Raw genomic sequence first — 25,355 nt, 5'->3', positions numbered from 1 at the left:
CGACGCACGCCACGATGACGCCATGCGGCCTTCGCCGCGCCATCGAGAACGCCCCATGCCCGTCTTCCCCTTGCCCCGTGCCGTCCTGCTCGCGCTGGCCTCGCTGCCGTTCAGCGGGCTGGCCGCCCCCCACTCCCCTGCCCCGACCGAACAGGTCGCCGGCGTCTACCACCAACGCATCGGCCAGTTGCAGGTCACGGCCCTGTTCGACGGTGTGGTGGCCCTGGGCCGCCAGGAACTCACCGGCATTGATCCCGCCACGGTGACCCGGGCACTGGAGGGGCGCTTCGTACCTGAAAGCAAGAAGGGCCTGCAGACCGCGGTCAACGCGTTCCTGATCCGCGACGGTGGCCGCCTGACGCTGGTGGACGCGGGTACTGCCGACTGCTTCGGGGCCGGCCTGGGACAGGTGCTCGGCAACCTCCGCGCGGCCGGTGTGGATCCGTCCGATGTGGACGACGTACTGCTCACCCACGCCCACCCTGACCACCTGTGCGGGATTCTCGATGCACAGGGCAAGGTCGCCTATCCGAACGCGACGGTGTGGCTGTCACAGGCTGATGCGGATTACTGGTTGGACCCCGCCAGCGAAGCCACCGCACCCCAAGGCGTGCGCTTCGCCTTCGCGCTGGCACGCAAGGCAGCGGCACCCTACCAGGCCAGCAAGCACCTGCGCACCTTCGTGCCGGGACAGCCACTGCCGGGGCACGCCGTCGCGCTGGATACGCACGGCCATACGCCGGGCCACGTGTCCTACCGGTTCGACAGCGAGGGCGAGTCCCTGCTGGTGTGGGGCGATGTGCTGCACTACCACGCCGTGCAGTTCGCCTATCCGCAGGCGTCTTTCGAAGCAGACAGCGACCGCCAGGCAGCCATCGACAGCAGACGCACCATGTTGCAACAGGCGGCGGACGGAAAATGGTGGGTCGCGGGCGCCCACCTGCCCTTCCCGGGAGTGGGTCACGTTCGCAGCGAGCGCGGGGCATACGCGTGGGTGCCCGCGGAGTTCTCGCCGCTCTGACCGGGGTGAGGGCCGCTGGCCCGGTGGGAACCGCGCGGTAGGTGGGAATCGCGCGGTAGTGCCGACTTCAGTCGGCACCGGGTTTCCACAGCCGACTGAAGTCGGCTCTACCCCGTCATTGCCGTCGGCTTACAGGCCCAGCCAGCCGCCGATGATGCCGCGCGCTTCATCCACGCCCAGCCGGCTTTCGCCGGAGAACACCTGCACGCCGACGGTATCGCCGAAGGCCTCGTGCAGCTCTTTCTTGACCTTGTTCAGCGAGATCATCTGCTGGCTGCGGCTGAGCTTGTCCGCCTTGGTCAGCAGCGCGTGCGCCGGCAGGCCACGCTGTACGGCATAGGTCAGCATCTGCCGGTCGTATTCCTTCAGCGGGTGACGGATGTCCATCACCACCACCAGCCCACGCAGCGCTTGGCGGGTGCGGAAGTACTGGTCGATGAAGGCCTGCCAGTGCGCCTGAAGGTCCAGCGGCACCTTGGCATAGCCATAACCGGGAAGATCGACCAGATGGGCGGCAGGGGTGACCTGGAAGAACACCAGCTGCTGGGTCCGCCCAGGGGTTTTGGACACCCGGGCCAGCGCGTTCTGGCGGGTAAGGGCGTTCAGGGCGCTGGATTTACCGGCGTTTGAGCGGCCGGCAAAGGCCACTTCGGCCCCCTCGTCAGGCGGCAATTGCCGCATGTTGTGGGCCGAAACGAAGTAATGCGCGCGTTCGATGAGAAGAGACATGCCTATAGGATCGCATGTTGCGACGCCGCGCGCCCGGGGAGCGATTGACCGTAGCGTGAAGCGGCGCTGATAATCAGGTGTATCCGGGCGGAGGGCCTGGCCGGACCAAAACGGAGCTTTAGCATGCGCCACGCTCGCGTTCTTGCCGTTTCCGTACTTGCTGTCTCCGTTCTGGCCGCCGCCGCTTGGGCGCAGACCAGCATCACACCGCTGCCCGACAACGGGCCGATTCAGACCGCATCGCTGGAAATCGACTTCAGCAAGACCACGTGGGGCGACGCCAAAGCGGGACAGGGAAAAGCGGCTGCCTGCGCGGCCTGCCATGGCGTTGACGGCAACGCCAGCATCGAGATGTATCCCAGCATCGCGGGCCAGAGCGAGCGCTACAGCGCCCAGCAGATGGCCCTGATCGCCACCGGCCAGCGCACCTCCGGTGCCTCGGTGGCGATGGTGCCCTTCGTCAAGGACCTGACCGCGCAGGACATGCGCGATATCGGCGCCTACTTCGCTACGCAGAAGGCGGGTGCCGGCATCGCCGACGACGGCGCGGTCGCCGAGGGCCCCTACAAGGGGCTGAAGTTCTATGAGATCGGCCAGCAGCTGTATCGCGGCGGCGATGTCGCGCGCGGACTGCCGGCGTGCATGGCCTGCCACGGCCCGACCGGCGCGGGCAATCCCGGCCCGGCCTATCCGCATATCGGCGGCCAGCACGCCAGCTATGTCGCGCGTCGCCTGCAGGAATACCAGGCCGGGCGCACCGGCGAGACCGACAAGGCCCACTTCCAGATCATGGCAACCATCGCTGCCAAGCTGACCGAGCAGGAGATCCAGGCCTTGGGCAGCTACCTGCAGGGCCTGCATGACCGGGCCGACGATGTGGCCGCGCAGGGTGCACCGCTCGCCGCTCCCTGATGACCGCCTGGCCGCTGCGGTATCCCCCGCGGCGGCCGCCTGAGGTATGTTCATCTCCGCGCTGGCACACCGCTGGCGATCGTTCCTTTGGAGATGTGTGTCGATGAGGTTGATTCCCCGTCTGTTGCTGTCCCTGCTGGCGCTGGCGCCGCTGGCCCTGTCCGCCGCGCCCGCCGCCACCGCTGCGACCGACCTGCAGGAAGGTCGCGATTACGAGCTCATCGCCCAGCCCGGCCCCTTCCAGCCGCTGGCCGGCAAGATCGAAGTGGCCGAAGTGTTCGGCTATACCTGTTCGCATTGCGCGCATTTCGAACCGCAACTGGTCGCCTGGGTCGCCAAACTGCCCAAGGACGTCCGATTCACCCCGGTCCCGGCTGCGTTCGGTGGCCCGTGGGACACCTGGGCGGCTGCCTACTACGCCGCTGACCAGCTGGGCGTCGCCAAGCGAAGCCACAGTGCCGTGTTCAAGGCGCTGCACGAAGACCGCAGCCTGCCGATGCAGAACGTATCGCCGGAAGAGCTGGCCACCTTCTACGCGCAGTACGGCGTGAAAGAAGCCGCCTACGTGGCGGCGCTGAAAAGCGATGCGGTGCAGGCGAAGGTAAAGGCAGCGCGCGAGTTCGCCCTGCGCACCAAGACCCCCGGTACGCCGACGCTGATCATCAACGGCCAGTATCTGGTCAAGGGCACCAGCGCCGCCGACCAGCTGCGCATCGCCTCGGCACTGATCGCCCGGGCACGCAACGGCAAGGCCCGCTGAACCACACGCCACCCACACGCGGAGGCAATGCCCCTGCGTGTCATCATTCGTTCCTGGCCGACGCACGCCGTCGGCTTCAACCATGGCTGGAGAAGCTTTGATGAAGACCCGTTTCGCCCTGACCCTGCTGGCCCTGCTGCCCCTCCTTGCCGCCTGCAAGGCGGACGATGGCTCGGCCAACGTGACCGCGCCGACCGAGACCGCCGCCACCGCCACACCGGCTGCCGATACCGCCGCAGCAGCCAACAGCGAACAGGCTGCAGGCACCGAACAGGCCGCTGGCAGCGAGGCAGCCCCTGTGGCGGCCGATGCGCCCATGCGCCTGACCGGCCCGGAGCCGGTCGCAGGCACTGATTACATCGTGATCGAGAATGGCCAGCCCTTCCAGCCGGTCGCAGGGAAGGTCGAAGTGGTAGAGATCTTCGGCTTCGTCTGCCCCGCGTGCGCTGCGTTCCAGCCGCTGGTCGGACCGTGGAAAGCCGGTCTGCCGGGTGATGTGAACTTCCTCTACGTGCCGGCGATGTTCGGTGGCACCTGGGACGACTACGCGCGTGCGTTCTATGCAGCGCAGACGCTGGGCGTGGAAGAGAAGACCCATGACGCCCTGTATTCCGCCATCCACGCCGGGCAGACCCTGAAGGGTGAGCGCGGCCGCGATTCGGTCGAGGACATTGCCGGTTTCTACGCCAAGCACGGTGTTGATGCCAAGCAGTTCACCGCCGCCATGAGCAGCTTCGCGGTCAATGCCAAGACCAATGCCGCCAAGCAGTTTGCCCAGCGCAGCAAGATCTCCGGCACCCCGTCGCTCATCATCAACGGCAAGTATCTGGTGAAGGGCAACTCCTTCCAGGATTACCTGCGCATCGCCGACCACCTGATCGCGCGCGAGCGTGCGGCCAAGGCTGGCAACTGATCCCGGCACAGCGCATCCCGACGTGAACTCCCCCCACGCACGTACCCTGCGTCTGTTGACGGCCAACATCCAGGCCGGCTCCAGCACCCGCCGCTACAGTGACTATGTGACCCGCAGCTGGTCGCATGCGCTGCCGGCCGGGCGCAAGCGGAGCAGCCTGGATGCCATCGCCACGCTGGCGCGTGGGCACGACATCGTCGGCCTGCAGGAAGCGGACCCGGGCAGCCTGCGCTCGGGCTTCACCAACCAGACGCATTACCTCGCCCAGCAGGCCGGCTTCAATTACTGGAGCCACCAGCCGAACCGGCGCATGGGCGGGGTGGCGTCGTCGGCCAACGGGCTCCTCAGCAGGCTGGAGCCGGTAGAAGTGCAGGACCACGCCCTGCCCGGCCGGATAGGCGGGCGCGGCGTGCTGTTGGCGAAGTTCGGTGACGGAGCCGAGGGGCTGGCCGTGGCAGTGGCACACCTGTCGCTGGGTGCCGGCTCGCGTCTGGCGCAACTCTCGTTCATCGCCGACATGCTGTCCGACCACCCCAACGCCGTGCTGATGGGCGACTTCAATTGCCTGGCCGAGCGGCCGGAAATGCAGGTGCTGTACCAGAAGACCACCCTGCAGCCCCCCGGCTGCGTGGTGCCGACCTTCCCCAGCTGGCGCCCCGACCGCGCCATCGACCACATCCTGGTCAGCAGCAACCTGCAACAGCGCAGTATCGAAGCGGTACCCGCCGCGTTCTCCGATCACCTGGCCCTGGCCATGGAGATCGAAGTCCCCGCCAGCGCTCTCCGCTGAAAAAAGGGGACGGAGGGGATTAAGTCGTTTTTGGCATGCAGGCAGGCCAAAAACGACTTAATCCCCTCCGTCCCCTTTTTTATCTATTGATGATGCGAATCACTCCCATTATCATGGCGCATCGTGACCGCGCAGGACCGTGCGGGACTGCGACAGCTCGCCCCCCACTCTCCGCTCCGCCCGGCCACCAGGGATTCCCGGCCAGGCGCTTGTAGCGACCTGCCTGGTTGAAGCCGATGACCCGTTCTGCCCCCCTCACCCTGCATCGCCTGCCGCAGGCGCTGCTGGTCGCCCTGTGCACCCTCGCTGCCGCACCTGCGTTTGCCCAGCAGGGTGTCGCACCCGACGGCGCCAGCCCCTCGGCGACCACCCTCGACGGCGTGGTGGTCAAGGGCGAGCGGGCCGAAGGTTACTCGGTGCGCCGCACGTCGGCCGGCACCCGCTTCTCGCTGGCGCCGCGCGAGATTCCGCAGTCGATCAGCATCATCAGCCACCAGCGCATCGAAGATCACAACCTGGATGACATCCTCGACGTGCTGGCCAACACCACCGGCGTCAGCAGCACCCAGTCCGATACCGAGCGCACCGAGTTCTACGCGCGCGGCTTCTACATCGACAGCTACCAGTTCGACGGCCTGCCCACGCAGATGGTGCAGAACTGGAGCTATGGCGATTCCGGCCTGGATCTGGCCCTGTACGACCGTGTGGAAGTGGTGCGCGGCGCGACCGGCCTGCTGACCGGCGCCGGCAATCCGTCGGCCTCGGTGAACCTGATCCGCAAGCATGCCGACAGCGCCGAGCTGGCCGGCAGCGTGTCGGTCAACGTCGGCAGCTGGGGCCGCACCCGCACCACGGTGGACGTGGGCAGTGCGTTGAATGCCAGCGGCACGGTGCGCGGTCGTGTGATCGGCAGCTACCTGGATACCGAATCGCAGATGGACCGCTACAACCAGCACAAGACGCTGGGCTACGCCGTCATCGATGCCGACCTGACCCCGGACACCCTGCTCAGCGTGGGCTACGACTACCAGCAGAAGCGTGCCAACGGCGCGACCTGGGGTGGCTTCCCGATGCTGTTCTCCGACGGCAGCCCGACGCCGTTCGACGAATCGTTCAGCGCCAACCCGGGCTGGACCTACTGGGACACCACCAGCAAGCGGCTGTTCGCGACCCTGGAACATGCGTTCGCCAACGACTGGAAGGTCAAGCTCGGCGCTACGCATGACACCACCAAGGCCGACGACAAGCTGTTCTACCCCGCCTACAACGACTGGACCACGGGCGCCTCGCTGCTGGACAAGACTACCGGTGCCGGCGTCACGCCCTCGGCCGGTTTCTACAACACCGAGCGCAAGGTCAACGCGGTGGACGGCTTCGTGGAAGGTCCGTTCCAGCTGTTCGGTCGCGAGCACCAGTTCATGGCCGGCCTGAGCTACAACAAGCGCGAGTTCGCCAACTACGGCGACTACCAGGTCGGCTGGGCGCCACTGGACAACTACCTGGCCGGCGTGGGCAATTTCCCGGAACCGAACTGGGCTGCCACCCTGCCGTTGCAGAGCGAAGGCACCATTACGCAGAAGGCCGGCTACGCGGCTACCCGCCTGTCGCTTGCTGATCCGCTGAAGCTGATCCTCGGCGCGCGCTACACCGACTGGGAGAGCACGGGCGAAGGGGCCGACCGCTCGCACAAGGTCACCACCCCGTACGCGGGTCTGGTGTTCGACCTCAACGATACCTACTCCACGTACGCCAGCTACACGGAGATCTTCCAGCCCCAGACGCTGAAGAACCGCGCAGGCAGCTACCTGGATCCGGTGGACGGCAAGAGCTACGAGGTGGGCGTCAAGGGCGCGTGGTTCGACAACCGCCTGAACGCGTCGCTGGCAGTGTTCCGCATGGAGCAGGACAACGTCGGCCAGGCCACCACCGAGCCTGTCCAGGGCAGCCCCAATGAGTTCGCCTACATCGCCGCGCGCGGCACGGTGAGCCGCGGTTTCGAGTTCGAGCTCAACGGTGAACTGGCCCCCGGCTGGAATGCCACCTTCGGTGCGTCGCGCTACGTGGCCAAGGACATCAACGACGCCGACATCAACACCAACCTGCCGCAGACCACGATCAAGCTGTTCACCAGCTACACCCCGCAGTCGCTGACCGCACTGACTGTCGGCGGCGGTGCCAACTGGCAGAACCGCATCTACTACCCGGTGCCGGCCTACGGGCGTATCGAGCAGGAAGGCTATGCACTGGTCAGCGCGTTCGTGCGCTACCGCATCTCGCCGGAGTTCAGCGTGCAGGCCAACCTCAACAACCTGCTGGACAAGAAGTACCTGTCGCAGATCAACGGCTACGGTGCGTTCGGTGACGGTCGCAATGGCTCGCTGACGTTTACCTACAACTTCTGAGTTTCGTTGACTGAAATCGGGGTCAGAGTGCTTTCGCAAAGCGAACGGACTCTGACCCCTTTCTGCATCAGAACCGCAGATCCGCCCTCGCATACCAGAAGCGGCCACGCGGAATGTCATACGTAGACGCGTCGTACCCGTTCAACGAGCACGACAGGCAGATCGGTGGATCCTTGTCGAACACGTTGTTCAATCCCAGGCTCAGCTGCAGGCCCTTCATCCAGTCGACCTTGTAGCCCACCTGCATGTCATGGAAGGTGGTCGCCGACAGCTCATTCGTGCCCTCGGCCTGGTTGCCGCAGATGGGGAACGCCACGGCATCGCCACACTGTTCGGTCAGCTTGCTGATATGGCGCACCGTCCATGAGGCGTTCCAGTTGTCCAGCGCCCACGACACGCTGGCGTTGCTGGTCCATTCCGGAATCGAACTATCGGCGACTTCCACGCCCGGTTCCTGCGGCTGCCGCTGCCCGGCTGCACCCAGTGCCTCGTAGCGTCCGACGAAGGTGTTCTGCCAGCCCAGCTTGAACTGCCCCATGTCAGTCTGCGGCAGGGTGTAGAACAGGTCCACATCCCAGCCATCGGTCTTGATCGAACCGAGGTTGGTCAGCCGGTTGTTGAAGCTGCTGATCGCACCGGTATTGGCACGCGTGATGCCACTGCAGTACAGCGGGTCCAGCGAATCCACGCACAGGTCCAGCTGGGTCTGCGCGTTGATGGCTTGAATCGCGCCTTCGATCGTGTGGCGATAGAACGTCACCTCCACGTCAAAACGCTCCGACCACTCGGTGTTGTTGGCGAACCAGGGGCTCCACACGAAGCCGGCGCTGAAGCTGCGCGAATGCTCCGGGTCCAGCTCGATGTTGCCGCCGGTGGTGACCGAAATCTGCGAGTTCGCCGACTGGAAGCCGGTCGGCACGCCCAACGCCGCGCAGTTGGCAGCACTGCCGCGCGGTGCATCGCCGCCCAGCCCGATGGAGCATGGATCGAAGATCTGCAGGTCGGCGCGCGCGGCCGAACCGTAAAGCTCGCCGATGGACGGTGCACGGAAGCCTTCGGCATAACTGGTGCGCAGCACGAAGTCATCGGTCACCTGCCAGCGCAGGCCGTATTTAGGCGTGAACTCGCCGCCGAAGGTGGAGTAGTCCGAGTAACGTCCGGCCAGGCTCAGATCCAGCTTCTCGCCCAGCGCGCTCTTGGCGAAGATCGGGATGCTCAGCTCCAGGTAGGCTTCATTGACGTCGTAGGAACCGGATGTCGGCAGAGACGGAACACCGTTGTAATGGCCGATCACGGTCAGCGGATCAGGCTGGTAGGAGCCCTCGTACTTGCGGTACTCGTAGCCTGTCGCGAAGGCCACCGGACCGGCGGGCAAGGTGAAGAGCTCGCTGGACAGGTTGGCGGTGAACAGGCTCAGCTCATTCTGGCTGCGGTCACGGACAACCGGCTGAATCCACTGCAGCATCTGCGGGGTGATGCTTCCTTCGCCGCCGAAGATGTTGAGCGGCACACAGCCCGGCGTTGCCGCACATGCCGCAGGATCCCCCAGCGCGGTGGCAATGTTGAAGATGTTGTAGCTGCCGTAGTTTGTCTGCTCGGCCTTGTTTTTGCTGTACATGCCGTTGACGTCCCAGAACCAGCTGCGATCGGCTGCCTGGAAATCGCCCACGAGGCCGGTTGCCACATACGTCGTGTTGACCTCCTGTTCGAACACACGCGGACCGCCCTCAACGGGGCGCCGGCCGATGAACTGCATGTTGCCCGAGGAAACAAGATCGAAGCCGAACGGGTTGAACGGGTTCAACGCCGAGATCGTGATGTTGTCCGCCAGCGGGTTGCCGGTAGCGCCATCGGGCCCGAAGAACAGAGGCTCAGGCCCAGCCTGGTTGGTGGACTCGCGGCGATTGCCCAGTGCCTTGACGTACCACTGCACGTTGTCGCTGATGTCGAACCGGAATTGACCGAACACACCCTTACGCTCTGATGGGGTCAACAGCAGGTTGTACTCGGCGAAGTTGAAACGGTCTGCGGTGGTGAAGCAGTGATAGTCATCGGCGCGGCTGCACCCGGCGCTGCCGTCATAGCTGGGGGTGCTGGCGCCGGTGTTCGGCACCAGGTCCTGCACGGCACCGGTGTTCGGATCGATGAAGCGGAAGCGACCCTGTGGAATGCCACCACTGCCGAAGGTCAGGCCTGTACCCGGGATGGGCAAGCGCGACTGCTCCCGCGTATTGGCATACACCGGATCCTGCTTCGTATAACTCGCCCCCAGGAACAGGCTGTAGCGATCTCCCTGCGTACCCCAGGCCAGGTCCACGCCCTTCTGCGCGCCATCGCCTTTGCTGTACTCACCGTAGTTCATCGTCACCTGCGCGCCATCGAAATTGCGGCGGGTGATGATGTTGACCACGCCGGCAATGGCGTCGGATCCGTACAACGACGAGGCACCGTCTTCCAGCACCTCGATGCGTTCCACGATGGCCAGTGGAATGGTGTTGAGGTCGGTCGCAGACCCCACGCCGGAGGCCGACGATTCGTTGACCCAGCGGATGCCATCGACCAGCACCAGCACGCGCTTGGCGCCCAGATGACGCAGATCCACCTGCGCCGAGCCCGCCCCCACCCCGCTGCCATCCGGCGGGAAACCGAAGTTGCCGGACGAATTGAACTTCGCGTTGAGCGCCGACCCGGAACCGGTCAACTGCTGCAGCACCTCGCCGATGGAGGTCAGGCCGGTGCGTTCAATTTCAGTGCGCGTGAGGGTCTGGATGGGCAGGTGGCCCTCCACCTCGGCCCGCTTGATACGCGAGCCGGTGACCTCGACACGGTCCAGGTCGGTGGCGACCCGCGGCGTCTCCTGTGCCATGACCATGGCCGATGACATCAATCCTACGCACAGCGATACAGCGACCGCCAAGGGGCGGCAATGCAGATTGTTCATTCGCTTCTCTCTCTCCAGATGGGCGGGCAAATCAACTGCTGGGATCACACAGCGTCCTAGTTGTAAACAAGTTGTAAAGCGGCTGAAGTGATCCACGCCTCGCTTTCACTTGGATTGCACAAAGCCGAATGCGCATGAACGGTCGCTGCAAACGCCCGTTGAAGTGCCTGCATGCAGCGTGTGCGAAACTGAATTCAGCCTTCCACCGCTATGCTGGGACCATGACTCGACATCCTTCCCCTGCCCTGTCCCTGCTCGCCGTGGCCACCTTGCTGTGTGCCGTTGTACCGAGCGCTTCCGCCCAATCCAGCGACGCCCAGCGCGCCCAACTGAAGGCGGCCATCACCGATGCCGAGCGCGGCCAGTTCAACGCGGCCCAGGCCGGCACGCTCAGCCGCAACCCGGCGTATGGGTGGCTGGAGTACGCGAACCTGCGGCGCAACATCGAAACGGTCAGCAACGACCAGGCGCAGTCGTTCCTCAAACGCTATGACGGCCAAGCCGTGGCCACGACCTTCCGCAGCGTATGGCTGCCCGCTGTAGCGCGCCGCCAGGACTGGGCGACCCTGCTCGCCAACTGGGCGCCCACCGAGAACACCGGGCTGCGCTGCGCGCAGCTGAGCGCCCGCCAGGCCACCGGCAAGATCGACGCACAGTGGACCAGTGAAGCGCAGGAACTGTGGCGCAAGAACGGCAAGGCGCTGCCCGATGGCTGCGATGCCGTGTTCACCGCGCTGCAGGCACAGGGCGGGCTGAGCGATGCACTGCGCTGGGAACGGATCGATGCGGCGGCCGATGCCCAGCAGCCGGCGGTGATGCGCAGTGCGGCCCGCGGTCTGCCCGCGGCCGATCTGGCGCTGGCGACCGACTACGCCGCGTTCGTCGATTCGCCCAATGCAAAGGCACTGAACTGGCCACGCAACGAGCGCAGCAAACGCATCGCCACCGATGGCCTGGAAAAGCTGGCGAAAGCCAACCCGGACGCCACCGAGCAACAGTTGCCGCAGTATGCGCAGGCGCTGGGGCTGAGTGCGGAGCAGCAGGCGCAGGTGCGGTACCAGATCGCCCTGTGGACGGTGGCGTCGTACCTGCCCGATTCGGCGCGTCGCCTCAATGCGGTGCCCGATTCGGCCTATGACGAACGCCTGCACGAATGGCGCGTACGTGAAGCGATGTCGCGCGGTGACTGGCCGGCGACGTTGGCGGCCATCCGCAAGATGGGCCCGACCCAGCGTGCGGATTCGCGCTGGACCTATTTCGAAGCACGCATGCTGGAGAAAACGGGACAGGCCGCGCAGGCCAAGGCCGTGTTCGCGCGTGCCGCCAGCTCGCCGACCTTCCATGGCTTCCTGGCCGCCGACAAGCTGCAGCAGCCCTACATGCTGTGCCCCTGGAAGCCCAACGACAGTGCCTCGGCACGTGCCGCCGTGTCGCGCGACCCGGCCATCGTGCGGGCCATGGAGCTGTACCGCATCGACCGCGCCAGTTGGGCAACGGCCGAATGGAACAGTGCGCTGGCCAAGTTCGATGACACCCAGCGCCGACTGGCGGTGGAAGTGGCACAGGAAAACGGGTGGTTCGACCGGGCCGTGTTCTCGCTGGGCAAGCAGCCCGACGAGCAGCGCCTGTATCACCTGCGCTTCCCGCTGCACCACGATGGCAGCATCCGCCGCGAGGCATCGCGCAACGCCATCGATCCCGCCTGGGTGGCTGCCGAGATCCGCGCCGAGAGCATCTTCAGCCCGAACGCACGCTCTCCCGCCAATGCGATGGGCCTGATGCAGGTGCTGCCCGCCACCGGCGCAGCGGTCGCCAAGAGCATCGGCCTGACCAATTACGGCGGCGCGTCGAGCCTGTACGACCCGGACACCAACATCGCCATCGGCACTGCGTACCTGCGCCAGCTGATGAACAAGTACGACGGCCTGCCCTACGTCACGATCGCCGCCTACAACGCAGGCCCCACGCCCACCGCGCGTTGGCAGGGCCAGCGGCCCGGCTTCGATCCTGACCTGTGGATCGAGACCATCAGCTACAAGGAAACCCGCGAGTACGTCGCCCGCGTGCTGGCCTTCAGCGTGATCTACGACTGGCGTCTCAATGGCGATGCGCTGCCGCTCAGTGATCGATTGATGGGCAAGCTGGTGGACACCCGCAAGAAGTTCACCTGCACCGCTGCAGCGGGTGCCAAGGCGGATTGATCGCGCCGCACGCCGCGATGACCGGTAGCGCCGAGCCATGCTCGGCGAGCGCAGCGGGAAGCACCCACAACGGAAGCGTGGCGGCCAGCAGCGGTTACTACCTGCGCCGAACCCACCGTATCATGGGGTCATGAAGATCTATCTCGTCGGCGGCGCGGTGCGCGACCGCCTGCTGCAGCGTCCCGCCGGTGACCGGGACTGGGTGGTCGTCGGTGCCACGCCGGCCGACATGCAGGCCCAGGGCTTCCGTGCCGTGGGCCGCGACTTCCCCGTATTCCTGCACCCTGACAGTGCGGAGGAGTACGCGCTCGCCCGGACCGAGCGCAAATCCGGACGCGGCTATCGCGGCTTCGTGGTCGACGCCGATCCATCGGTGACGCTGGAAGAAGACCTGCTACGCCGCGATTTCACCATCAACGCAATTGCCTGCGATGAAGACAGCGGCACGCTGGTCGACCCCTATGGCGGTGTGCGTGACATCGAGCAGCGCGTGCTCCGCCACGTTGGCCCGGCCTTCGTCGAAGATCCGCTGCGCGTGCTGCGTGCCGCGCGCTTCATGGCGCGCTTCGCCCCCCTGGGCTTCAGCGTGGCGGAAGAGACGATGGCGCTGATGCGCGAGGTCGCGGCCAGTGGGGAACTGGATGCCCTCGTGCCGGAACGCGTATGGCAGGAACTACGTCGTGCGCTGGCGTGCGAACGCCCTTCCGCGTTCCTGCGCACCCTGCACGATGCGCATGCGCTGGGCCCGATCCTGCCCGAGCTGGAGGCCCTGTACGGTGTCCCGCAGCGCGCGGAATACCATCCTGAAGTAGACACCGGCGTGCATCAGGAAATGGTCAGCGACATGGCCGCCCGGCTGGCACCCGGCGATGATCTGGTCGGTTTCGCGGCCCTGACCCATGACCTGGGAAAAGGCCTGACGCCGCCGGAAGAATGGCCGCGCCACATCATGCACGAACAGCGCGGCGTCAAGCCGCTGAAGGCCCTGTGTGCACGCCTGAAGATCCCCGCCGAGCACCAGCAACTGGCCGAAGCGGTGTGCCGCGAGCACCTCAACGTGCACCGCATCGACGAGCTGCGCGATGCCACGGTGCTGGAGCTGCTGGGTCGCTGCGATACGCTGCGGCGGCCCGAACGCATCGCCCGCATCGCGTTGTGCTGCGAAGCGGACAAACGCGGGCGACTGGGCTTCGAGGACAGCGATTATCCCCAAGGGGAGACGCTGAACCGGCTTCACCGGGCGGCGCTGTCGGTGCAGGCGCGTGACCTCGACACCACCGACCTGCAGGGCCCCGCCATCGGCCAGGCCCTTTCCAGGGCACGCATCGCCGCGATCGCGGGCGCGCGCCGAGGCTGACTCAGCGCGCTTCGCCGCGGGTGAACGCGTCGGCGCGCTGCTTCAACTGGGTGACCGCATCGGGGATCATCTCCATGCCGATGTCGTAGCCCGGGTTCAGCACGATGCCCACACCGTCGGAGATAGCGCTCAGCAACCAGCGCATTTCCACCTGCAGCGCATTCTCGAACTGCGGCAACTGCTCACTCCAGGCGCTGGCACGTTCGACGGCGGAGAAGATCGCGAACATCGGCTCATCGCCTTCACTGGTCAGCACCAGCGGGTTGATCGACTCATCCCAGTCGGCGTCCGGGCCGACCGGCTTGTCCAGCAGCACGAAGACCTGGTCCGCCAGCAGGCTGTCCAGGAATTCCGGGGCCTGCAGCGTCCCGTCCTGGGCCTGCAGCAGTCGCACTTCCAGCTCGTTCAGTGGTTCAAAGGGGGCTTCGGCTTCCACGGTTACTCCTGCTTGCGTGCGGTCACGCGTGATCGTTGCCGCAACTTTAGCAGGCCGTGACGTTGTCATCCTGTGGAACGACGCAGCCACCGCCCCAGGCGCGGGGACCTGGTCGTGGGTATCTGGTCGCGGCGATCTGGTCGCGGGGATCTGGTCGTGGCGATCTGGTCGTGGCGATCTGGTCGTGGCGATCTGGCCGTGGGGGTCTGGTCGCGGGGATCCGGTCGCGGGGATCCGGTCGCGGGGATCTGGCCGTGGGGACCTGGCAGAGCCGACTTCAGTCGGCTGCTGTTGCAATGCGCGCAGGCCCCAGCCGACTGAAGTCGGCTCTACCGGATAGGCGCTCTACCGGAGATTGCGTGGGCAGGAACCCGCCCTACCAGTCAAACCGCAGGCCGATGTTGCCCTCTACGCTCTTCCTTTCGCGATTGCGGTCTTCCAGGTCGCGGGTGTAGTCCGCGACCGCATACGCGCTCACGTTGCGGTTGAAGCGCCCGACCACGCCCACACCGACTTCCCATGCGCTGGTCTCCTGCCCGGCCACGATGCGGTTGCTGCCGAAGTCCACGCGGTCAGCGCCGTCCAGGGTCTTCCAGTAATTGAGCTTGAAGTACGGCTGCCAGCCGTTGTCCGCCAGTCCGTAATCGCCGGCAATACGCAGGCCGATGCGCCCGGTCCATGCGGTGTCCGCACCGAAACCGATCGCCGCCACCGCATCCGCTGCGTCGTCCAGCGATTGCCGCTGCCAGATCACCTGCAGTTGCGGCTCCAGCCACCAGGCTGATTGACCGAACCGCAGCAGCGGCTTGCCTGCCTCAAGCGAGGCACTGGTGCCGTCGCCGCGTACGTCGATACCCAGCCCGCGCGTGGACCACGCCTCACCGCGGTAGCGGCTCTGCATCACCACCGCGTCCAGATAGCCGCCGGCAGATCCCACACCGGTCCAGCTCAGCCCAACGTGCTTGTCGTCCAACCGCGTCTGGCCAACCTGGACGTTCTCCCACCCGAGTGCGAGTCCGGTGATGCGGCCCGTGGCGCGGGTGCGCCCGACGAACACGCCCCACTGGCTGCGGAAGGTTTCGTCGCCACTGGCATACAGATCGATACCCGCCTGCAGGCCCTGCAGGTCACCGTCAAAGCCGGTCAGCGCGTCACCGTTCCAGTGCTGCTGCTCGCTGCTGCCGATCAACCGGCCCCACGCGCCACGCGCCGCACCCTGACCCACCAGCAACCGCTGCTCACCCTGCCGCTCGTGGAAGGTGCCCAGCGAGGCCTGCGAGACGGTACGCAGCAACGACGGCACCACCGCGTAGGCCGGTGTCTCAAGCCGGTAGATGGGCGTGACGGCAGCCTGCGAAGGGCGCGCGCCGGGCGTAGGCGGCAAAGCGAGCGGGCCGGGTACCACGGCCACCTCATCCGGCACCGCGGGCGGCGTCTCCAGGACCGGAGGCGCTACCGGCGCCGGCTCAGCAGGCGGCGGTGGCGGCGCAGGTTCCGGCGCGACCGGATCCGGATCCGGCGTGCCCGGATCCACCGGGACATCCGGCGGCGGTGGCGGTGCGGGCGGCAACACCGGTGGCGGCGCACCGATCGGTTCCGGCGGCGGCGGCTCGGGCAGCGGCGGCGTCACCGGCGGCGGCGCAGGTGCGGGATCTGCACTCGCCACGATGGTGGACCGCAGATACCAGTTCTCACCTGTCCCGGCATTCACCCCGCCCTTGAACAGGAAGTACTCGTACGCGCCGACAGACAACGGGTTGAACAGGGCGAAGGCATCGGCCGTGGTCGTTGCACCATTGCTTGCCTGCACCAGCAGGATGCCATCGGCCACAGTCGCCGCGCCGCCACCACCGGCATTGAATACACCGATGCCGGTCGTGCCGCTGGCGGTGCCACCAGACACCACCAGGCGATCGCTGGCCGAACTGTCATCGCCCAGCACCGTATTGAGATACAGGCCGCCGCCGTTGCCGGTGTAATTACCGTTGACGGTGAACACATCACCGGCGACGTCATTGCTGCTCATGTCGATGCGACCGGCGTTTATCAGCGTCGCCAGTGCTCCCGCCGTAAAGGCGGAAATGCCGTTCGCACCGCTACTGAACAACGCACTGGTCGGATCGATATCCAGCGTACCGGTTGTCGTTCCGATGTCCCCCAGCACCAGCGTGCCATCGAAGGTCAGCTGGCTGTCGTTGCGCAGCGCGAAGCTCTCCCAACCGGCGTAGCGCGCCACGGCGGTGCTCTTGACGTTGTCCATCACCAGCGCATCCACGCCGACGCCGCCGTCAAGACGCGGGACCGCACCGAGATGGGATTCGTTGAGGTTCGTGAGGGTTGCCGTGTCGTCGCCAACCCCCATGTCGATCAGGTCATGCACCACCCCGCCACCGCTCCAGTCCAGCGTATCGTTGCCCACGCTCATGCGGATCTCGCCGCGCACGGTGCCACCGGTGAGGGTCACGCTGTCATCGCCGCCACTGACGCTGATGTTGCCGCCGATATAACCGTCGGACAGGATGATCGTGTCGCGTCCAAAGCCGGCCACCAGGTTGCCGTCGATGGTGCCGCCGGACATGTCGAAGACGTTGTTGTCGAGCTTCATGTTGACCCGGCCGATGCGCCCACCGGTCATCTCGGCGTAGTCGCCGTCCTCGAACGCACCGATGATGCGGCCACCGGTCATGCGGAAGGAGTCGTAGTTGTCACCCTGCAGCAAGGCGCCGAGGGTGCCGTCGGTCATCAGGAAGTTGTCGGTGCCGTTGCCCTGCTGCACCGTCCCGGTGACGCTGCCACCGCTGATCTGCAGGCTGTCCACACCGTCGCCCTGGTCCAGCGAGGCCAGCGTGCCTGCGCTCAGCACGGCGGTGTCGTCGCCCGCGCCCTGCGTAGTGGCACCATTGACCACGCCACCTTGCACCTCCAGCCGATCGTTGCCGGCGCCCTGTGCAAGGGCCCCGGTGAGGGTCCCGCCGGCACGCAGAATCGCCGTATCGTTGCCTGCGCCCTGGTCCACGCTGCCGTCGATGCGCCCGGACAGATCCAGCAGGTCATCGCCGGCACCGAGCACGACATTGCCGGTCACCAGACCTGCATTGATGAAGTCCAGCGCGCCCCCGCCGGCGGCCGCTATGGCGGTGCCGTCGGCCTGGATGACGCCGGTGCCGGTGTTGACTACACGGTTGCGCCCGGTGCTGTTGTTGAACCCGATCGCCACCGCGTTGGTGGCGGCGAGGGAGCCGCTGTTGCTCAGCACATTACCCACCCCGGCGAAGCTGACCGCGTTGGCATTGCCGACCACAACGCCTGCACCCGATTGCACCTCCACCGTGCGGCTGTCGTCGGGCCCACCATCGCCGCTGCCCACCGTCGAGGTCCACGGATTCGGCACAGTGGCATCGCAGACCGTGGTGGTACCCGTCGTCACACAGTTGGCACCTGCAGGAAGCGCCGCCACCAGCAACGCCGTACCGGCGAACGCGCGCCGTGTCAGCAGAGAAGCAATGCACAGGAAGAGGGGCGATCGCGCGGAACGTTGCATAGGACGTCTCCAACGGGGGAATGAACGAGCTACGAGGAACGTGGCAGTGCCGATGAACCTGAGTTCACATGCGTGGACCCTACGTGTCAGGGCCCTGCGGCCGTCGATGACCGCTCAGTACCTTTACGGACCTTAAACTGGGACCTGTTATGCATGGACACTGTGAAAACCATCAACGCTCACGCGCCGCGCACACGCGTGAATCACTTCATATCTTGACGTAGATGCGTCGACGATCCAGCCACCACGCCACGACCCACCACGCCCCCACGAAACCACACGCGACGAGCAGCGAGGCCAACGCGGGCTGCGTGGGCAACGCATCACGCATCAGTTGCCATGCACGTGCCCACGCACCCGTCGCGCCCAATACGACCGACAGCACGGATGCCCCCAGATACACCGTGATCGCGTTCACGCCGAACCGCCGTCCCACGGCCGGCCATCCCCGCCGGTCCACCAGTATGTGGGCGACCAGCAACAGCAGCGTTGCGAGCCCACCGCTCCACAGAACGTAGGTCGGCGTCCACAACGCTTTGTTGAAGGGCAGTGCGCCCGCTCCGGCGACGCCCAGCACCGCGCTGGCCAACCCCACTGCCAGCAAGGCACTGCGGCGACCCGATCGCAACAGACCACCGGCGATCACGCCCAGCAAGGTAGTCGCCAACGCACCCATGCTGCTCAGCAGCCCCTCCGGATCGTGGCCCCGCCCGCTGTCGGGATGCCACTGGTACACCCACGGGGCGAACAGCGCAGTATCGAGTCGGCTGGCCGGATCCAGCAGGGGCTGCAGCGTATCCGCGGCAAGCAGCAGCGCCGCATACACCGCCAGCAGCAGCACCAGCGCGATCCACTGCACGGCCGGCCGCGCGAACACCACCAGCACCCCCACCAGCGCGGAGCACAGGGCGATCCGCTGCAGCACGCCCCACAGGCGGTAATGCGGCAGGTCCAGCAGCCACCACGCCAGCGCATGCAGCAAGGCACCGGCAAGCAGGATGCGCGCTGCACGTTGCAGCACGCCGCGCACCAACGCGGGACGCGCCGCCGGCAGCGCCGCACGGGGCACCACGCTGAAGGCCATCGACACGCCGACGAGGAAAAGGAAGAACGGGAAGATCAGATCGGTGGGCGTGCACCCGTCCCACTGCGCATGCAGCAGCGGCGCATAGACGTGGTCCCAGCTGCCGGGATTGTTGACCACCAGCATCGCCGCCACGGTGAGGCCCCGCAGCGCGTCGATCGACGCAAGGCGCGGGCCCGCGCCAGTGCTCATGCGGCCTCGTACTGCCCGGCGATCCAGGTCCCACGCACCTGCAGCGCATCATCCAGCACCACCAGGTCGGCCTGGAATCCTTCCGCGATATGCCCCATCCGATCATCCACGTTGAGGAACTGCGCCGGATAGGTGGATGCCATGCGGGCCGCTTCGGCCAATGGCTGGCCCAGCAGCTGCACCGTATTGCGAACGGCCGTCGCCATGTCCAGCGCAGACCCCGCAAGCGAGCCCGCTGCATTGCGGACGACCCCCTCGATGGCGGTGATGGTTTCGCCGTACAGGACGTAGCTGGGCTCGGCCGCACCCACCGGCGGCATGGCATCGGTGACCAGCAGCAGGCGCCCACGCGGCTTCGCAGCCAGCGCCACACGCAGGCTGCCCGGGTGCACGTGCACCCCGTCGACGATGATGCCGACCCAACTGTCGCGGTCTTCCAGTGCCGCCCCGACCGCACCGGGTTCGCGCCCCTGCAGCGGTGACATCGCGTTGTACAGATGGGTGAAGCCGCGGATGCCGGCATCCAGCCCGGCACGCACTTCTTCGTAGCTGGCGGCGGTATGCCCGGCCGCGACGATCACCCCACGCTCCACCAGCGCGCGGATGGTCTCCAGCGGCACCCTCTCCGGGGCCAGCGTCAGCAGGGTGACGCCATTGTCCAGCGAGGCGGCCAAGGCGATTTCATCGGCATCGGGCACGCGGAATTTGCTGGCGTCATGGGTGCCCTTGCGTGCTGGTGCGATGTACGGCCCTTCCAGGTGGATGCCGAGTACGCCTGGCACTGCCTGCGCAATGGCGTCATGCGTAGCCGCGATCGCTGCACGCATCACCTCCAGATCATCACTGATCAGCGTGGGCAGTAACGCAGTGGTGCCGAAACGCCGGTGAGCTGAAGCGATGGTGCGCAGTGTCGCCACGTCCGGCGTGTTGTTGAACAACGCGCCGCCGCCGCCGTTGACCTGCACGTCGATGAAACCGGGCAGCAGCCAGCCCCCTTGCAGGTCCACCTGCTCGCCGGCATGGCCAAGCGACGGTGCCGCGTCGGGCAACACGGCGGTGATGCGGCCCGCTTCCAGCACCACGGCAAGGTCATCGCGGAACTCATCGCCCACCAGCATGCGGGCATTGCGCAGCACCTGTTTCATCAGACGGTCTCCGTGACCTTGTTCAGATGCGGCGGCAGGTCCGGGTTGTGCCCGCGGCGCAGCGCCAGTGCGTTGATCGCGCGGTAGAAACTCTGCACCGTGAGCAGCGGGGCGCACAGGGGATGCGGTGCTGCCGCGACCGGCAACTCGCCGCCGGCACCGGCCAACCAGACCTGCGCGCCACGCGCGGCGAATTCATCGGCCACCGCACGCGTACCGGCGCCGGTCTCGTCAGGCTGGGCAAAGGCCAACACCGGGAAGCCAGGGCCGACCAACGCCATCGGGCCATGCTTGACCTCGGCCGAGCTGTAGGCTTCTGCATGCAGCCCGCACGTCTCCTTGAACTTCAACGCCGCTTCCTGCGCCGCGCCCAGGCCCAGGCCGCGCCCCAGCACGAACAGATTGCTGGCTTCCACCAGGCCATCGGTCACCGCACTCCAGTCCGCCTGCCAGGCGCTGCGCAGTGCATCCGGCAATGCCTGCAGTGCTGCCCGCAGCGCGCTGTCCTGCTTCCAGTACGCCGCCAGCTGCAGCAGCGCGGCCAGCGAGGCCAGATAGCTCTTGGTGGCCGCAACACTGCGCTCGGCGCCGGCATGCAGCGGGATCACCGTATCGGCCAGCTGCGCCAGCGGTGAATCCTCCACGTTGACCAGCGCCACCACCCGCGCGCCTGCGGCCTTGGCCGCTTCCGCGTTGCGCAGCAGGTCCGGACTCTTGCCGGACTGCGAGATCACGATGAACAGTGCGCCACGCAGCTGCAACGGCGCAGCGTACACCGACCCGACCGACGGCGAGGCAGAGGCCACCACCACCCCCAGCTGGGTTTCCAGCAGGTACTTGCCGTAGGTAGCCGCATGATCCGAGCTTCCGCGCGCGCAGGTCACCACGAATGGCGGCGGCGACTGGCGCAGGCTGGCAGCCAGCGACTCCATCACGCCATGGTTGCGCGCGAACTGGGCGGCGATGACTTCCGCCGCTTCAGCGGCTTCACGGAACATCAGGGTGTCGGCAGGTGCGGGCAGCGTCATGACGGTACTCAGGGAGGATCGGAAGGAAGGGTGCGTGTTGCCGACGGACGCATCGGCGCAGTGGATCCGCGTACCACCAGCTGCGGCACGAAGCCCTGGTTGTGCAGCGGTGACGGCGTGTCGTCGTAGGCGTCGCTGCGCAGCTGCGCGATCAACAGGCGCGCGGCGTGGCGGGCGATGTCCTCGGTGGCCTGTTTGGCCGTGGTCAGCGGCGGCCACGACTGCCGCGAGAACGGACTGTCTTCGAATCCGGCGATCGACAGATCGTAAGGCACGTTCATGCCAGCCGACTTTGCAGCGGCAAGCACGCCGGCCGCGATTTCGTCGTTGGAGCCGAAGATCGCCGTCGGCGGTTCACGCAGCGCCAGCAGCCGCCGAGCACCGCGGAATCCGTCGTCGAAGGTGTAATCGCCCTGCACCACCAGATGCTTGTCCACGGTCATGCCGTAGTCCTTCAGTGCGGCTTCGTAGCCGGCGTGCCGCTCCACCGAGGACCGGTGCGAACTGCCACCCCAAAGGAAACCGATGCGCTGGTGGCCCAGCTGGATGAGGTGCTCGGTCACCTCATAGGCCGCTTCGCGGTCGTCGACGAACACGCATGCGCCATCGGCCGGGTCTTCGGTGGCCGCGATGATGCGCACCAGCTTGATGCCACGCGCGGTCAGTGCCTGCACCAGGTCGCGGCGCTCGGACATCGGGGCAGTCAGCACCAGTCCGGCCAGCCGCGAACGCGCCACCCAGTCCGCCAGCTCCTCGGCAAGCATCGGCGAGCTGGAGTCGCAGGGATGGATCTGCAGGCCAAAGCCGGTTTCCCGGCACGCCGCCAGCACGCCGTTCTGTACGCCGATGATGTGGTACGGATTGGGGTTGTCGTAGACCAGCCCGACCACGAAGGTCGTGCCGCTGCGCAGGTTGCGCGCCGACGGATCGGGCTCGTAGTCCAGTTCCGCCACGGCGCGCAGCACGCGCGCACGGGTGGCCTGCATCACCGATGGTTCGTTGTTGATGACACGCGATACGGTCTTCAGCGAAACCTTCGCCTTTTCGGCGACGTCCTTGATGGTCGCTCTGCGCATTGCCGTTCCCCGCGGTTGGTCTGGTGCGTCCATGATCGCCGATCAGGCCGCATCGCGCGGCAGGCCGGCGCGATGGCCGATCACCGAGTAGAACAGGATGTACAGGTAGCACGGCACCATCAGCAGCAGGAACACCAGCTGGAAGTCCGCATGCTGCTTCAGCACCGCGAAGGCCTGCGGGATGATCGCGCCGCCGGCGATACCCATCACCAGCAGCGCCGATCCGGTTTCCGTGAAGCGTCCCAGCCCACGGATGGCGAGCGGGAAGATGGCCGGCCACATCATGGCGTTGGCGAACCCGAGCAGGGCCACGAAGGCCACCGAGGCATAGCCGTGGGTGAAGTAGGCCCCCAGGCAGAACAGCACGCCCAGGCAGGCGGAGATGCTCAGGTAACGCGACTGCGAGACCACCTTGGGAATCAGCAGCAGGCCAACCACATAGCCCACCAGCATCGCGCCCAGGGTGAGCGAGGTGAACATCTTGGTCTGGTCCAGCGGCAGGTCGAAGCTATGGCCGTAGGTGCCGATGGCATCGCCGGCCATCACCTCCACGCCCACGTAGACGAACAGGCACAGCACGCCCAGCCACAGGTGCGGGAACTGGAAAATGCTGCTGCGCTCCACGCCGCCCTTGCCGGCGGGACTGGCATTGGCTTCAGCGGTCTTCAGCTCGGGCAGCGGCGAGAACAGCACGGCCACCGCCAGCACCACCAGCAGCGCCGCCATGCCGAGGTAAGGCGCATGGATCTTCGCAGCGAACTCGTTCAGCAAGGTCGCGCGGGTCGCCGCGTCCGCCTGTTCCACCGCAGTGGACAGATCCCCTATCCCATGCAGCACCAAAGTGCCGATCAGCAGCGGGGCCAGCATGCCCGCGATCTTGTTGCAGATGCCCATCATCGCGATGCGTCGGGCGGCCGTCTCGATCGGCCCGAGGATGCTGATGTACGGATTGATCGCAGTCTGCAGCAGCGCCAGCCCACTGCCGATCACGAACAGGCCGCCCAGCGCACCGGGATACCAGCGCTGCGTGGCGAACTCGCCGAACAAGGCGGCGCCGGCCGCCATCACCAGCAGGCTCAGGCTCAGTCCCTTCTTCATGCCGGTGCGGCGCAGGATCCACGACGACGGCAGGGCGAGGAAGAAGTACGACAGATAGAACACCATCAGCACCAGGAACGCGCCGACTTCGTCCAGCTCGAAGGCCAGCTTGACGAAGGTGATCAGCGGTCCGTTGAGCCAGGTGAAGAAACCGATCAGGAAGAACAGGACGCCGACGATGGCGATGGAGGTCGTGACGCTGGTACGTGCAGGTGCAGCGGGGACGGCGGACATCGGCAAGGCTCCTGCTGCGACGCCGCGGTCAGCGTCGTCGACGAATGGCTGGGAACAACGTTGTCACATTCTTTCGACGAGCGCGGGGGATTTGTCAACTTGCTCGCGCTGCTGCCCCCCGGATGCTGCAGCGCCACATGCGACACATGATTTCGATCTGAATACGTAGAAGGCCCTGTGCCACTGATGTGGAAGGCGCTTCCCCCGCCGCTGCCTGCCAGCAATGTAATCGTTTCCGGTCAAAACAATCTCTTGCAGCGCAGCAACGAAATATTCACAGGCTCGTTGACATCGTTGTCAACAGAGCGCCATATTCCGCTTCAACCGCGGGTCATTCTCGATCCGCACCCTGCAGGAGCCCGCGTGACCGCTGCCAGCCATCCCGCCCCCGCCCACGTGCTGTCCAGCGCTGCGCCGAGCTTCCTGGCCGCAGATGTCGGCGGAACCCATGTACGGGTGGCCCGCGTGCAGGCCAGCGGCGACGACGCCCATCCGGTCCGTCTGCTGGATTACCGCAAGTACCGCAACGTCGACCATCCGGGACTGGCTGCCATTCTTTCGGATTTCCTCGGCGACAGTACCCGCCCCGCTCATTGCGTTGTGGCCACTGCGGGTTACGCCCGCGAAGACGGCACGGTGATCACCGCCAATGTGCCGTGGCCGCTGTCGGCGCGCCAGCTCGAGACCGATACCGGCGTGCAGCACGTACATATCGTCAACGATTTCGAAGCCGTCGCCCATGCCGCCGCTCAGGTGGATGCCAGTGGCGTGCTTCACCTGTGTGGACCCGAAAGCGCGCCGCGCGGACCGACCCTGGTGGTCGGGCCCGGCACCGGGCTGGGTGCGGCGCTCTGGATCCCCACGGCCCATGGTCCGGTGGTCCTGGCCACTGAGGCCGGACAGGCCAGCCTTGCCACCAGCGATGAACTGGAAATGGCGATCCTGCGCCACATGCTGCGCGCACGGTCGCATGTGTCGGTGGAACACGCCCTGTCAGGTCCCGGACTGATCAACCTCTATACCGCGGTGTGCGCCGTGGAAGGCCAGCCCGCCACACTGCGCACGCCCGACGCCGTCACGGCCGCTGCGGTGGCGGGCACCGATGCGCAGGCACGCAGGGCGCTCGAAGTCTTCTGTGGACTGCTCGGCAGCACCATCGGTGACATGGCCCTGCTGTATGGCGCCCACGGCGGGGTGTACCTCGCCGGCGGCATCCTGCCGCAGATCCGCGATTTCCTGCGCGCCAGCACCTTCGTCGCGCGCTATCTCAACAAGGGTCCGATGAGCGAAGCGCTGCAACGGATCCCGGTGAAGGTGGTCGAGCACGGCCAGCTGGGCGTGATCGGCGCCGCGAGCTGGTACCTGGGCCAGCAATCCCGCTGACCGCTGCAGCGCGCGCAGGCGCGTGCAGGCAGCACCGAACATGCAGCACCGGAACACGCCGTACGCACCACCCGGACTACCCGATCACGCCGGCCGCGGCGCGATCGCACGA

At 66.4% G+C, this 25,355-nt stretch carries 18 protein-coding genes; 9 read left to right on the top strand and 9 right to left on the bottom strand.

The window, feature by feature from the left end; genetic code table 11:
• The first annotated feature begins 55 nt into the window (after positions 1–55).
• Entirely contained in the window at positions 56–1,021 is a 966-nt protein-coding gene (locus tag ICJ04_RS03595; protein ID WP_188326190.1) for an MBL fold metallo-hydrolase, read from the top strand.
• Positions 1,022–1,150: 129 nt separating this feature from the next.
• Here the strand turns inward: ICJ04_RS03595 and yihA are convergent, their stop codons facing one another.
• Positions 1,151–1,750 (bottom strand): ribosome biogenesis GTP-binding protein YihA/YsxC, encoded by a 600-nt coding sequence (gene yihA / locus ICJ04_RS03590; RefSeq protein ID WP_188326189.1) that lies wholly within the window; start codon positions 1,748–1,750, stop codon positions 1,151–1,153.
• 123 nt (positions 1,751–1,873) lie between these two features.
• On the opposite strand from yihA, the gene ICJ04_RS03585 reads away from it, so the two are divergent.
• The 5 genes from ICJ04_RS03585 (at position 1,874) to fhuE (ending at position 7,527) form a co-directional block, all read left to right on the top strand.
• A complete protein-coding gene (locus tag ICJ04_RS03585) occupies positions 1,874–2,662 on the top strand; it encodes a c-type cytochrome (RefSeq protein WP_188326188.1) in 789 nt (262 codons plus the stop codon).
• Between the two features lie 103 nt (positions 2,663–2,765).
• Complete coding sequence (locus tag ICJ04_RS03580) at positions 2,766–3,422, top strand: thiol:disulfide interchange protein DsbA/DsbL (protein WP_188326187.1); 657 nt, start codon at positions 2,766–2,768, stop codon at positions 3,420–3,422.
• Positions 3,423–3,522: 100 nt separating this feature from the next.
• Positions 3,523–4,335, top strand: coding sequence for a thiol:disulfide interchange protein DsbA/DsbL (locus ICJ04_RS03575; RefSeq protein ID WP_188326186.1), 813 nt, complete (start codon positions 3,523–3,525; stop codon positions 4,333–4,335).
• A 52-nt stretch (positions 4,336–4,387) separates the two neighbouring features.
• Positions 4,388–5,125 carry an endonuclease/exonuclease/phosphatase family protein gene (locus ICJ04_RS03570; RefSeq protein ID WP_188327186.1) on the top strand — a complete coding sequence of 246 codons (738 nt, stop codon included), beginning with the start codon at positions 4,388–4,390 and terminating at the stop codon, positions 5,123–5,125.
• 236 nt (positions 5,126–5,361) lie between these two features.
• Complete coding sequence (gene fhuE, locus ICJ04_RS03565; RefSeq protein WP_188326185.1) at positions 5,362–7,527, top strand: ferric-rhodotorulic acid/ferric-coprogen receptor FhuE; 2,166 nt, start codon at positions 5,362–5,364, stop codon at positions 7,525–7,527.
• Between the two features lie 67 nt (positions 7,528–7,594).
• On the opposite strand, the gene ICJ04_RS03560 is transcribed toward fhuE, so the two are convergent.
• Positions 7,595–10,468 carry a TonB-dependent receptor gene (locus ICJ04_RS03560; RefSeq protein WP_188326184.1) on the bottom strand — a complete coding sequence of 958 codons (2,874 nt, stop codon included), beginning with the start codon at positions 10,466–10,468 and terminating at the stop codon, positions 7,595–7,597.
• A 221-nt stretch (positions 10,469–10,689) separates the two neighbouring features.
• On the opposite strand from ICJ04_RS03560, the gene ICJ04_RS03555 reads away from it, so the two are divergent.
• Together ICJ04_RS03555 and ICJ04_RS03550 are read left to right on the top strand one after the other, a co-directional pair.
• Complete coding sequence (locus tag ICJ04_RS03555) at positions 10,690–12,669, top strand: transglycosylase SLT domain-containing protein (protein ID WP_188326183.1); 1,980 nt, start codon at positions 10,690–10,692, stop codon at positions 12,667–12,669.
• A 130-nt stretch (positions 12,670–12,799) separates the two neighbouring features.
• Positions 12,800–14,026 (top strand): multifunctional CCA addition/repair protein, encoded by a 1,227-nt coding sequence (locus tag ICJ04_RS03550; protein ID WP_188326182.1) that lies wholly within the window; start codon positions 12,800–12,802, stop codon positions 14,024–14,026.
• A 1-nt stretch (position 14,027) separates the two neighbouring features.
• Here ICJ04_RS03550 and ICJ04_RS03545 read toward each other — a convergent pair whose 3' ends face one another.
• The 7 genes from ICJ04_RS03545 to ICJ04_RS03515 all read right to left on the bottom strand — a co-directional run bounded on the left by ICJ04_RS03545 (position 14,028) and on the right by ICJ04_RS03515 (position 23,860).
• On the bottom strand, positions 14,028–14,462 hold the full coding sequence (locus ICJ04_RS03545; protein WP_188326181.1) for an SseB family protein: 435 nt from the start codon (positions 14,460–14,462) through the stop codon (positions 14,028–14,030).
• A 376-nt stretch (positions 14,463–14,838) separates the two neighbouring features.
• Complete coding sequence (locus ICJ04_RS03540) at positions 14,839–18,003, bottom strand: autotransporter outer membrane beta-barrel domain-containing protein (RefSeq protein ID WP_188326180.1); 3,165 nt, start codon at positions 18,001–18,003, stop codon at positions 14,839–14,841.
• 208 nt (positions 18,004–18,211) lie between these two features.
• A complete protein-coding gene (locus ICJ04_RS03535; protein WP_188326179.1) occupies positions 18,212–19,279 on the bottom strand; it encodes a heparan-alpha-glucosaminide N-acetyltransferase domain-containing protein in 1,068 nt (355 codons plus the stop codon).
• Positions 19,276–20,424 carry an N-acetylglucosamine-6-phosphate deacetylase gene (gene nagA, locus ICJ04_RS03530; RefSeq protein WP_188326178.1) on the bottom strand — a complete coding sequence of 383 codons (1,149 nt, stop codon included), beginning with the start codon at positions 20,422–20,424 and terminating at the stop codon, positions 19,276–19,278. Before nagA ends, ICJ04_RS03535 begins: the two co-directional genes overlap by 4 nt.
• Positions 20,424–21,452 (bottom strand): SIS domain-containing protein, encoded by a 1,029-nt coding sequence (locus ICJ04_RS03525; protein WP_188326177.1) that lies wholly within the window; start codon positions 21,450–21,452, stop codon positions 20,424–20,426. Before ICJ04_RS03525 ends, nagA begins: the two co-directional genes overlap by 1 nt.
• Before the next feature lie 8 nt (positions 21,453–21,460).
• On the bottom strand, positions 21,461–22,528 hold the full coding sequence (locus ICJ04_RS03520; protein WP_188326176.1) for a LacI family DNA-binding transcriptional regulator: 1,068 nt from the start codon (positions 22,526–22,528) through the stop codon (positions 21,461–21,463).
• Between the two features lie 42 nt (positions 22,529–22,570).
• Positions 22,571–23,860, bottom strand: coding sequence for a sugar MFS transporter (locus ICJ04_RS03515; RefSeq protein ID WP_188326175.1), 1,290 nt, complete (start codon positions 23,858–23,860; stop codon positions 22,571–22,573).
• Positions 23,861–24,223: 363 nt separating this feature from the next.
• Between ICJ04_RS03515 and ICJ04_RS03510 the strand changes: the two genes are divergently transcribed.
• A complete protein-coding gene (locus ICJ04_RS03510) occupies positions 24,224–25,243 on the top strand; it encodes a glucokinase family protein (protein WP_188326174.1) in 1,020 nt (339 codons plus the stop codon).
• The last annotated feature ends 112 nt before the right edge of the window (positions 25,244–25,355 follow it).

The organism is Stenotrophomonas sp. 169 (assembly GCF_014621775.1).
Lineage (GTDB): Bacteria > Pseudomonadota > Gammaproteobacteria > Xanthomonadales > Xanthomonadaceae > Stenotrophomonas.
The sequence above is the reverse complement of the archived record's forward strand: the minus strand, read 5'-3'. Positions and strand labels throughout refer to the sequence as shown.